At 54.2% G+C, this 11943-nt stretch carries 8 protein-coding genes; 3 read left to right on the plus strand and 5 right to left on the minus strand.

The genetic code is table 11. The annotated features are described in order from the left end of the window. Position 1: 1 nt before the first annotated feature. Both F1728_RS11015 and F1728_RS11020 read right to left on the minus strand, forming a co-directional pair. Positions 2-1540 (minus strand): tripartite tricarboxylate transporter permease, encoded by a 1539-nt coding sequence (locus tag F1728_RS11015; protein ID WP_155364147.1) that lies wholly within the window; start codon positions 1538-1540, stop codon positions 2-4. 57 nt (positions 1541-1597) lie between these two features. Continuing rightward, on the minus strand, positions 1598-2977 hold the full coding sequence (locus F1728_RS11020; RefSeq protein WP_194242775.1) for a tripartite tricarboxylate transporter substrate-binding protein: 1380 nt from the start codon (positions 2975-2977) through the stop codon (positions 1598-1600). A gap of 429 nt (positions 2978-3406) precedes the next feature. On the opposite strand from F1728_RS11020, the gene F1728_RS11025 reads away from it, so the two are divergent. The 3 genes from F1728_RS11025 (at position 3407) to F1728_RS11035 (ending at position 7980) form a co-directional block, all read left to right on the plus strand. Then, positions 3407-5788 carry a DUF1592 domain-containing protein gene (locus tag F1728_RS11025; protein ID WP_155364149.1) on the plus strand — a complete coding sequence of 794 codons (2382 nt, stop codon included), beginning with the start codon at positions 3407-3409 and terminating at the stop codon, positions 5786-5788. Next, complete coding sequence (locus F1728_RS11030; RefSeq protein WP_155364150.1) at positions 5785-7128, plus strand: DUF1552 domain-containing protein; 1344 nt, start codon at positions 5785-5787, stop codon at positions 7126-7128. The genes F1728_RS11025 and F1728_RS11030 overlap by 4 nt, the downstream gene beginning before the upstream one ends. Positions 7129-7302: 174 nt before the next feature. Next, positions 7303-7980: a hypothetical protein gene (locus tag F1728_RS11035; protein ID WP_145036556.1), complete on the plus strand. Its 678-nt coding sequence runs from the start codon at positions 7303-7305 to the stop codon at positions 7978-7980. Positions 7981-8719: 739 nt separating this feature from the next. Here F1728_RS11035 and hisB read toward each other — a convergent pair. The 3 genes from hisB to ychF all read right to left on the minus strand — a co-directional run bounded on the left by hisB (position 8720) and on the right by ychF (position 11833). Continuing rightward, positions 8720-9307, minus strand: coding sequence for an imidazoleglycerol-phosphate dehydratase HisB (gene hisB, locus F1728_RS11040; RefSeq protein WP_145036554.1), 588 nt, complete (start codon positions 9305-9307; stop codon positions 8720-8722). Between the two features lie 194 nt (positions 9308-9501). Continuing rightward, on the minus strand, positions 9502-10563 hold the full coding sequence (gene hisC / locus F1728_RS11045) for a histidinol-phosphate transaminase (RefSeq protein WP_155364151.1): 1062 nt from the start codon (positions 10561-10563) through the stop codon (positions 9502-9504). 178 nt (positions 10564-10741) lie between these two features. After that, complete coding sequence (gene ychF, locus F1728_RS11050) at positions 10742-11833, minus strand: redox-regulated ATPase YchF (protein WP_155364152.1); 1092 nt, start codon at positions 11831-11833, stop codon at positions 10742-10744. Positions 11834-11943 lie beyond the last annotated feature (110 nt).

The following is an 11943-nucleotide window of genomic DNA, read 5'->3' on the forward strand; positions in this document are numbered from 1 at the left end:
CTCAGGTTGTGGCGGACTTCTTGCGGATGAGAGGCATGATGACCGGTACCAGCCAGAGCGCGATGCAGAACAGTCCCAGTCCTGCGGAGATGGGACGATTGAAGAAAGAAAGCAGGCTGTCGTCTTTAGTCAGGTTCTGGACGAACGACTGTTCCAGTTGTCCCCCGAGGATGATTCCAAGCACGACCGGACCGAGGGGAACATCGAAAACTTCGAGCACGAACCCGAGCATGCCCATGCCGAGCATGACCCAGACGTCGAAGTAACTCCCGTTGATCGAGTAGGCACCGACAACGCAGAACATCAGAATCATGGGCATCAGAATGCGGCGGGGGATGCGGACCAGTTGTGAACCGCTGCGAATCGCCAGGAAGCCGAGCGGGATCAGCAGCAGGTTGGCGATGATAAACGTGAGATAGATGCCATGCACGAGCACCAGCTGCTCGGTGTTCTGAAAGATCTCCGGACCGGGGGTGATGTTCTTCATTAAGAGGACGCCGATCACAATCGCGGTGACCGAATCGCCGGGGATCCCCAATACCAGGGCGGGAATCCAGGCACCGGCGAGTGCCGAGTTGTTTGCACTGGTGGCATCACCGACGGCATCGAGGGAACCTTTACCGTACTCCTCGGGTGTGTTCGAGAACTTCTTGGAGACCGCGTACGAAATCCAGGCCGCGATGTCGGCTCCCGCGCCGGGAATCATGCCGATGGTGGAACCGATGCAGCTCGAACGGAGCCAGCTGAATTTTCGCTTCCAGAACTGGGGCAGCACGCCGCCGAAGACCGGCTTCAAATGTCTGAGCAGTGAATGGTCATCTTCTTCTTTAACTGCTGACTGCAGTTTTTCCGCAGCTTCGTAGGTCTTTGAGGTCAGCGTATTGCGGAAGACTTCCGAGAGACCAAACAGTCCGATCATCGCGGGAATGAAGTTGATGCCGGTAAAGAGTTCATCGAAGCCGAAGGTGAAGCGGGGCATGCTGTGAACTTCACTCAAGCCGACGGTCGCGAACATCAGGCCGATCATCAGCGCCAGTGCGCCTTTGAGGCGGGAGCCGGTCGAGACAATGGCGGCACAGCTCAGGCCGAGCACATAGAGCCAGAAATATTCGTAGGTGGTAAACTGAAACGCGATTTTCGCCAGCTGCGGGGCAGCGAAGATCAGCACGAGTGCCCCGAACAGGCCGCCGAACACACTGAATACCAGTGAGATGCCGAGCGAAGTCTCGTGCAGTCCGCGGCGGGTGAGCGCATAGGCGTCGTCGGTATAGGCGGCTGAAGAGGGGGTCCCCGGTATGCGGACCAGCGTGGTGGGTATGTCTCCGGCAAAGATGCTGCAGGCTTCGAGCGTCACAATCGCGGCGATGGCGGAGAGGTTATCCAGATAGAACGTCAACGGGATCAGCAGCGCGACAGCCATGGTCGCCGTCAGTCCCGGGATGGATCCCACAAACAGACCATAGACGGCCGAGAGAAAGATCACCAGCAGGACTTCGGGAGTTGCTATATTCTGTATCGCGGTAATGAATGTCGATTCCATGATGTTTCTTCAGAGCGCCAGAGAAGGAGACAGAATTCAAAACGATATGTAGCAGCGTTACCAGCCCAGGACGCCGCGTGGCAGCGGAACGCGAAGCAGGTTGGCAAACAGGGTATAGATGCCGGGAATCAGGCAGACTGTGATCAGGGCACTGATCCACCAGCGGGTTCCCAGTTTCCAGAGCAGCAGGAACATAATGGCCCCCGCTGTCAGCAGGAAGCCCAGTTGTTCGGCGAACAATTGATAGGCCACGATCCCCAGCAGCACCAGCGCGGTATTGACGATGCCCTGTGACGTGACCGTATCCTTGGAGACATCGGGGGCCAGTGCGTGAACTTTCTTCTGCACAGCCAGGCAACCAAGAATGACACACATGGCAATCGCCAAAAGTCCGGGGAAGACCAGTGGCCCCGTCCCTCGGGAAGACATCTTCTTGAAGGCATCGCTGGTCAGCAGCTTGCCCAGCGTTTCGTCGTTCTCCTCCAGGAAGACAGCGAATTCGTCATTGGCGCGGTAGCGGGTACTCAGGCCGGCGTCCCGCATCGATTCAGGAAAGGTTTTGCCCTGCACGGTAATTTCGCCGTCGGTGATTTTTTTGACCGCGGTGGAGATCTTCTCGACAATGGGTGCGGGCGTGCCTTTGGGAACCGCCAGTCCGTTCCAGCCGGAGATGTTCCAGTCCATGCCCTGAGAGGCGAAGGTGGGAACATCCGGAAATTCCGCCAGTGGCTCTTCGGCCATGACTCCCAGGCAGCGGACCTGACCGGACTCATATAAGGTCTTGGCTTCAGGCAGGCTGCAGCAGACGAGGTCCACACCGCCACTGGCCAGTTCCTGCAATGAAGGGCCGGCACCGTTCATGGGAATCCATTTGATATCGCTGGCGTTAAGTCCACAGAAGTCGAGCCAGCCGGCCAGTGCCAGATGCCAGATCCCCCCGGCTGCGGTTCCGGTTGCCGTCAGCTTGCCGGGATTCTGTTCCACAAAGTCGCGGAGTTCCTTGATGGTTTTGAATTGAGAATCCTGTTTGACGAACACGGCCCCTGCCCCATCGACGAGCGACATGATGGGTTCTGCATCGTGCCAGGTCAGCGAGGTCAGATCCTGCCAGTGCAGCATGTTGAGTTCGCCGGTGATGATGGCCACCGTATAACCGTCGGGACGGGCATTCAGGCCGCGACTGTGTCCGGTTACGCCGCGTCCGCCGGTGGCGTTGATGACGTTGACGGGAACTTTGAGTTCCTGTTCAAGGAAGACCGCCAGTTGTCGCGAAGTGCGATCGGTGGCACCTCCGACTGACCAGGGGCAGATGACGGTGATGGGTCGATCGGGATAATCTTCAATTGATTCCGCAGCACACCCGCTCATCAACAGGAGCAGGCAGCAGAGGATCGACCTGGACAGGACACTAACTCTAATGATCGCGCGCAGATTCATCAGTTCAGTACCAGAATGCTTTCTCAGGCTATTTTTTTCAGGAAAAGTGACTGCCGGTGCAGTGGACTGGAATAACCTAGAATGCAGGGAGCAGAACCGCCTGTCAACGACCAGCAGGACCATGATCACCGGTTTCGTTAAGTTACCATGAATAACTTAAGAACCAAAAATATTGAAACGCATCAGGGTGTCGATGAGTACAATATATAACAGGCGGTTTGCAGATGATAAAATCGCCTGTCAGCAGGAGATCTGACGAGGACTGATCTTGCAAAATGGTCTCTCGGCAGGTTACGCTATATGTAGAGATTCCTGCCAACTTATATCCTCCCTCAGACTGATCGTGTGCTGACGCAGTGCTCCTTGCCTTCGATCTGGAGCGATCTGTTTGATCAACGTCTGAGTTTCCCGCCTGAAGGTTTTAATTGAATGCGATTGTTGCCCACGTTAACTCGAATTCCCCTCCCCTGCTCCCCGCGAGAAATCTGTTTCGCTGTCTGTGGTCTGTTGTGCGTTTTCTCTGTCAACACGCTGCAGGCCGAAGTGTCGAGTGTCGAGAAGTCGGAAAAGCTGTTCAACACGAAAGTCAAACAGTTCATCAGTAAGTACTGTCTGGACTGTCACACGGGTCAGGGATCAGAAGCCGGGCTGGCGCTGGAGAAGTTCACCACGCGGACCAGTATTCTGGAGAAGCGTGAAGAGTGGGAAAAGATCGTCCAGCGAATTCAGATTCAATCGATGCCTCCCAAGGATGCCGGCGAGCTGCCGACTGACCAGGAACGCGAAGATGTTCTCGCCTGGTTCGATGACGCGTTGTACGGCGTTGACTGTTCGGGAGACATCAACCCCGGTCGTGTGACGATTCGTCGTCTGAACCGCAATGAATACAACAATACAATCCGGGACCTGGTCGGCGTGGACTTCTCGCCTGCCGAAAACTTTCCTTCGGACGATGTTGGCTACGGCTTTGATAACATTGGCGACGTCCTCTCACTGCCGCCGCTGTTGATGGAAAAATATCTCGATGCCGCTGAGCAGATTTCCGAGAAAGCAATCTTCGCGAATACACCGGACAGCTATCCCTGGAACAAAATTTCGGACAAGCAGTTTAAAAAAGAAGGTGCTGTCACGGTTCGCAAGAGTGGCGCCGGGTTCCATTCGCGGGGTACGCTGAAAGCGTCCTTGAATCTGCAACAGGATGGCGAATACGAAATCCGCATCATTGCCGGTTCGACACCAGCTGGAGATGAAGCGGCCAAGATGGAAGTCAAACTGGACGGTAAGCCGCTGAAAACGTTTGAAGTGGCAGCGGACCGGAATTCTCCCGAGAAATACATGCCGCCCAAGGCGATCAAGCTGCCCAAAGGAAAGCATGAACTGGAAATCTCGTTCCTCAATGATTTTTACGATCCCGATGGTCCAGCCAACAAACGGGACCGGAACCTGTACGTGAATGAAGTCGCGGTGCGGGGACCGATGGGTAAACTGCCCGATAACGTGCCTGCTTCGCATCACCAGATCATCACCTGCACGCCGGAGAAAGGTCGCTCAGAACGTTACTGTGCCGAGCGGATTTTCAAACCGTTCATGGAGAAAGCCTTCCGTCGGCCTGTTTCTCGAAACGAGATGAAGCCGATCGTGGAACTGGTCAACGCAACTGTGGAATCGGGTCGGACGTTTGAGCAGGGTGTGCAGGTCGGCATCCAGGCGGTTCTGGTTTCCCCCCACTTCCTGTTCCGCATTGAGGGACTGCAGGATTCAGCAGATGAATCGTACAGCATCGAGAATGTGGCTCAATACGAGCTGGCTTCGCGGCTGTCTTACTTCCTGTGGAGCACCATGCCCGACGAGCGACTGTTCAGCCTGGCCGGACAGGGACGACTGGACGATCCCCGCACGCTGCGTATGGAAATCAAGCGTATGCTGGCCGATCCCAAATCGAAAGCGTTTGTGGAAAACTTCGCTGGTCAGTGGTTGAACCTGCGAAACCTGGATGAACTGAATCCCGATCCCCGGAAGTTCCGGGGCTTCAACTCGCAACTCAAAGCAGACATGCGTCAGGAGACCGAAGAGTTCTTCGCTTACATCATGCGGGAAGATCGCAGCGTGGTGGAATTCATCAATGCTGACTACACCTTCATGAATGAAAACCTGGCGAAGTTTTACGGTAATGACAAAGTGAAAGGGGAAAAGTTTCAGAAGGTCAGTCTGGACAAATCCCGACGGGCCGGTCTGATTACCCAGGCCAGTATTCTGACGCTGACTTCAAACCCGGGGCGAACTTCTCCGGTTAAACGGGGTAAATGGATTATGGAAAATATTCTGGGAACCCCCCCCCCGACACCTCCGCCGAATGTGCCTGAGCTGGAAGAAGCGACCGAGGGCAAAAAGAACATGAGCCTGCGTGAACAGCTGGCTCTGCACCGCAAGATTCCCGGCTGTGCGTCCTGTCATGATCAGATGGATCCATTAGGCCTGGGCTTTGAAAACTTCGATGCAGTCGGTCGCTGGCGCACCAAAGAAGGTCAGCATAAAATTGATGCCTCGGGTAAATTACCCGATGGTCAGACATTTGAGAGCCCCGTAGAATTAATCGGGATTCTGGAACAGCAGAAAGACGGATTCTGCCGATCTTTAACAGAGAAGATGTTGACGTACGCCATTGGTCGAGGCACTGAGTATTACGATAAATGTGCCATCGATGCGATCACCGCGAATTTTACCGCCAAAGGGTATCGTTTTTCGGAGCTCGTCACCGAAATTGTTCTCAGCGATCCCTTCCTGAAACGTGAGAAAGGTTCTCGAAAATGACAAATCTTCTAAAACGCCGTACATTCCTGAAAGGTCTCGGAACGACACTGTCGCTGCCGCTGCTGGATATCATGCAGCCTCAGCCCGGCATTCTGTCAGCCGCTACCACTGCGGGAAAACCACCGGTGAGAACCGCGTTCATCTTCTTCCCGAATGGCGTGATCGGACCATCCTGGTTCCCGACCTCAGCTGGTGCCGATTATGAAATGCCCCAGTCACTGAAGCCGCTGGCCGATCTGAAGTCGGACATCAATGTAATTTCGGGGCTGGCCCAGATCAATGCCCGTGCTCTGGGTGATGGCCCGGGTGACCATGCCCGTTGTGCTTCGGTTTACCTGACCAGCGTGCACCCGACCAAGACCAGTGGTGCCGACATTAAAGCCGGTATCTCGGTCGACCAGGTCGCCGCACAGCAGGTAGGTCACAAGACACGCCTGCCTTCGCTGGAACTGGGTCTGACGCGCGGTCGTAACGCCGGCCAGTGCGACTCGGGTTACAGCTGTGCTTACTCGTCCAACGTCTCCTGGCGTTCGCCTTCTACGCCGACCTCGAAAGAGATCGTGCCCAAACTGGCATTCGAACGTCTGTTTGGCGGCGGTGCTGAGCGGGAAAAAGAACGTGCCCGTCACCTGAAGGATCGCCAGAGTATTCTGGACCTCGTCAAGCACGACGCTGATCAGCTGAAGAAGCAGCTGGGCAAAAACGACAAGCGGAAGATTGACGAATACTTCACCAGTGTGCGTGAAATCGAACAGCGGATTGAACGCAGCACACAGCATGAAAAGATCAAACCGCCCGAAATGCGGCTGCCGGATGGAATCCCCACCGAACTGCAGGAACATGCCCGCCTGATGTACGACATCCTGTTGCTGGCGTTCCAGACCGATTCCACCCGCATCGCCACTTTCATGGTGGGGAATGCCGGTAGCAACCGGACGTATCCAATGGTAGGCGTCAACTCCGGTCACCATGCACTGTCGCACCATCGTAATGATGAGAAGAAGATCGCCGATATTCAGAAGATCGATGAATATCTGATTTCGCAGTTTGGTTATTTCCTGAAGCGTCTGAAAGCGACTCCCGAAGGAAACAGCAATCTGCTGGACAACTCGATGATCTGCTACGGCAGTGCCATCGGCGACGGAAACCGTCACACACACCACGATCTGCCAATCATCCTGGCGGGTAAAGGGGGCGGAACGATTAAGACCGGCTTCCATCATCAGGTCAAAACCGAAACGCCGCTGGCGAACCTGTATCTCTCGATGCTGGATCGGATGGGCACAGACGTGACCGCCTTTGGTGACAGCACCGGACGTCTGAGCATTATCGATTCCTGATATCCGGTCGTTTTCGACTTTAATAAAACTTCAGGCCGCTGATCACTGCCGATCAGCGGCCTTTTTTTATGGGAAATGATTCCTATAGACACAATTTGATAACTGCCATAACATTACGACCCCGAGCACACTTCCTGTACAGACAATCCCAACTCTCCAGAACATGCAACTGGTATGGAAACCTCCCTGCATCGTCAATTGAAATCGTATTACGCTCCCAATGCGGAGTGCGAAGAAGTCACGCTGGGCGATTACCGCATTGATGCCATCGACGGTGATCGGCTGATTGAAATTCAGCACGGTTCCCTGGGTGCGATTCGGGATAAGGTACGCTGTCTGCTGGAAGATTACGACGTGCATGTGGTCAAACCAATTGCCGTCCGCAAGTACCTGGTCAAGCGCAAGAAAAAGAACGGCGAGACCATCTCGGCCCGGTTCAGCCCGCGGCGGGGTTCGGTGTTTGACCTGTTTGAAGACCTGGTGCATTTCACGAATGTGTTTCCGCATCCACGGCTGACACTGGAAGTCGCGCTCACGATTCAGGAAGAACACCGCATCGCCAAAAAGCCGCGTCGCTTTCGGGGCAAAGATTACCGGATCGAAGATCGCGTCTTACGTTCGGTTGAAGAACAGATCGAATTGAATACGGCCGGCGACCTTTTGAATCTGATTCCCGGTAAACTGCCGAGCCCCTTTCATACGAAGGATCTGGCGAAAGCAGCGGGCATTCAGCGGTGGCTGGCACAGAAGATGGCGTACTGCCTGCGCAACACGGGTGCGATCAACCTGGTCGGTAAAGAGAAGAACGCCCTGCTTTACGAAGTGGCGTCGGGAGATCAGGCCGCAGCCTGAGCAAAAGAAAAAGGAAACTCCCGAAATGAAAAATTGTGAGCTTCAATCACAATAGATTTGACTACCAACCAACTTACTCAAAATCCGTACAGAGCCATTAAGTCCTAGGCTGCCGCTGACACATCTGGCCATATTTTTCGGCAGTCAAAATAACCCAAGTCGCCATCCGTATTGGCACAAGCGGTCTCTTTTTCGGGAGTTTCCCTGTTGAATCACATTGGCCTCCCCGAAGTCAAACCTGTCTGTCTGACCTTTGCAAATACTCATCAATGTCTAGAACGCGACCGCAGTTATGAAGGTCCATAGACCTGAAACACACGAAAGCGAAACAGAAGTACGATGAGTGAAGTAACACCTCAACCTGGTTAAGAGTAATTCTTAAAGTAGAAAAATCTTAGTGGGTTCAAGTATCAAAAAAAGGTATCGACTGAAGACAGTCTCATTCGGAATGGCTTATTGTTTATCGTTTTTCTTAAACATGCCCGATCAGTAATTGTGTTTTGATTTCAGCAGAAATCAGAATGAATTACATCAGTTGTCGGGTGCTAATTCTCAGATTAACTTTTCTTCACAGAGAGTCAACAAAGATGAGAAGAAAAACCATGTGAAAAAAAAATTCGCTTTTTTCCGCTACACCATCTTACCGAAGATTGACATTCACACTCCCAAACGAAACGGCAACGACTTATGAAATCGTTCCCGAAAAGCTGGTGTGTCTGAATGAAAAACGGCGATACTTTTAGAGTACGCCTTTGGAAGAAGGCACTCCCTGTTGACGCGGATCAATGCTGACTGCCTGCCGCAGTGCTCGCGCAGTGCCTTTGAAAATGCCTTCCGAAATGTGATGGCTGTTCGCACCATGATGCAGAACGTGATGCAGGTTGAGCAGACCGTTGGAAGAGAACGCCTGCCAGAATTCGCGGACGAGTTCGGTATCGAACTGCCCGATTTTTTCGGTGGGGAACTCGACCTGAAAGACAAACCAGGGACGCCCACTCAAGTCGAGGGCCGCGGTGACCAGGGTCTCTTCCATGGGAATCGTCAGCGATCCGTAACGGGTGATGCCCTGCTTGTCGCCGAGTGCCTGGCAGAGTGCTTTGCCCAGACAGATCCCGACATCCTCGACCGTGTGATGATAGTCGACTTCCAGATCGCCGTTCGCTTTGATTGTCAGATCGAACAAAGCGTGGCGGGCCAGCAGGGTCAGCATGTGGTCGAAGAAACCGACGCCGGTCTGGATATCGGACTGGCCGGTACCATCCAGTTCCAGGGTGAGTTCAATCTGGGTTTCGGCTGTTTCACGTTTGATCGATGCTTTGCGGCTCATCTCTGTCAGTTCATGTCTAAAGGGATTAAGTGGGTCGTTTATCAAAGTTTACCGTGTGGCAGACGATTCACCAAAATGCTTCAGAGAGACAGGCCTGCCTGCCGCTAATTCCCCGGTGGGGGAACGGCGGGAAATGCATAACCGTTTTAATCGCACCTCAGTGAAAGTAAAGCTGTGCCTGTTTTAACAGTCGCTCAGCCGATCTCCTGCAGTGCATCCAGCACGTGTTGAATCTCGGCATCGGTGCCGACGGTGATCCGCAAGCCGTCCAGAGTTCCCTCCGTCAGAGAAAACTTCATGTAACGCACGAGAATCTTCCGCTGCTTGAGTTCCTGGTAACGCCGTTCGTGCTGTTTGTCGGCGTGTGTACACCAGACAAAATTCGTCTGGCTGTCGACCGCTTCAAAGCCCAGCTTGCGGAGTTGTTCGACGAGGTAGCGGCGGGTGGTGCGGACCTTCGCGGTATTTTCCTGCATCCACTCCTGATCCTTGAGGGCTGCGGTCGCTGCAGCCAGGGAGAGGGTGTTACAGTTGTAACTGTCTTTGACTTTCCGCATGCCGCTGATCAGATCGGGATGCGCGACGGCGAAGCCAAAACGGATGCCTGCCAGGCTATAGGACTTACTCAGGGTGCGGGTCATGATCAGCTTCTCGCCCTGCTCCGATTTGAGCAGTTCTCCCTGGTGCGGCTGATCACAGAAATCACCGTAGGCTTCGTCGAGGACGAGCACTCCCCGGGCAGGAATCAGTGAGAGCAGTTGCTCGTCGGACCAGCGATTGCCCGAGGGGGCATTCGGGTTGGGAACGAACAGAATCTTACTATCGCCGATTTGATTCTGTGTGGCGTCGGGCCAGCTCCAGTCGTGATTGAGTTGAATCTTCTGAAAGCGGGCGCCCTGGATCTCAGCCAGCGTTTCATACAGCGTGTAGCTGGGATAAGGAGCCGATACCAGTTCGCCGGCATCGACAAAGGTTCGCATCAGAATCGTCAGAACTTCATCGCTCCCGTTGCCGGGCAGGATCCAGTCGGGATCGACGTCGAACAGTTCTGCAGCGACTTTACGAAACTCGGTTGCCAGCGGATCGGGGTAGATATTCAACCGACCTGACAGTGTCTGCTGCACTGCCTCGAGGACGCGTGGCGAGGGAGGATAAGCGTTTTCGTTTGTGTTCAGTTTGACCCAGCCGGACTCCTGGGGCTGTTCCCCGGGAGTGTAACCTTCCATCTGCTGAACCTGTGGTCGAAAGAGACTCATGATACTTCTTCTCGAATGTTAGCGTTTCAATTGTGTATGTCCCTGCCTTCACCTGCGGCAATCCTGACCGGAACCTGTAACAGGACAAGTCGACCGCAACGGGAGTTCTCTCATTTCACAGGATTTCGTCACCTCAGCACAGAGATTCCTCCGTTCGGACGAGACGAGTCCTGGAAATTTAGACGTTGAACAGGAAGTGACAGATATCGCCATCCTGCATCACATATTCTTTGCCTTCCACGCGAAGCTTACCGGCCTCACGGATCGCTTTTTCCGACTGGTACTGTTCGAGGTCAGCCACGGAGAAGATTTCCGCCCGGATGAATCCGCGTTCGAAGTCCGAGTGGATCACGCCGGCTGCCTTCGGTCCGGTCGCGCCGATGGGAATCGTCCAGGCACGGATTTCAATTTTCCCGGCGGTGAAATAGCTCTGCAGACCCAGTGTACGATAGGCGGCACGTGCGACTGCGGCGAGGGCCGGCTCTTCCAGACCGACGCTCTCGAGCATTTCGTTGCGGTCTGCTTCGTCGAGTTCCGCGATTTCGGCTTCGAGGCGACCACAGACGACGACGACTTCGCCCCCCTCTTCTTCGGCTCGTGCCCGTACCCGCTGTACGAGTTCACTTTCGCCCTGGAGATCGTCCTCATCCACGTTCGCCAGATACAGGACCTGCTTGGCGGTAAGGAACTGATAACTCTTGAAGAGTTTCTGTTTTTCCGGATCGTCGAAGGTCAGACCACGGAGCGGTTTTTCTTCCGCCAACCATGCGGCACAGCTTTCCAGGACGGCCAGTCGCATTTTGGCTTCGGCATTCCCGGAGCGGGCGGTCTTGGCGGCCTTGTCTTTCGCCGAGTCGACAGTCTGCATGTCAGCCAGCATCAGTTCCATATCGATGGTTTCGATGTCGCTGATCGGGTCGACCTTGCCTTCGACGTGGATCACGTCGCTGTTCTCGAAACAGCGGACCACGTGCAGAATGGCATCTACGTTGCGAATATGAGAGAGGAACTTGTTTCCCAGCCCCTCTCCTTCGGAGGCCCCCCGGACGATACCGGCAATGTCGACCAGCCTGAGAATGGCGGGGATGACTTTGTCGGTGGTAATGTATTTATGAATGATATTCAGCCGCGGATCGGGGACGTTGACGATTCCCACGTTGGGTTCAATCGTACAGAAGGGATAGTTCTCGCTTGCGATCCCCGCCGCCGTTAAGGCGTTGAATAACGTTGATTTACCTACATTCGGCAGGCCAACAATACCAGCTTCCATAGCTCTTTTCAGTCATCAGAGAATATTGATATCAAACCGACCCGGCGGACGCTCCCGGTCGTAGACCTTTCAGGTTCTTTGATTTAATTCCGGCCCATCATAGCGAACTG

It is taken from the genome of Gimesia benthica (assembly GCF_009720525.1).
Classification (GTDB): Bacteria; Planctomycetota; Planctomycetia; order Planctomycetales; family Planctomycetaceae; genus Gimesia; species Gimesia benthica.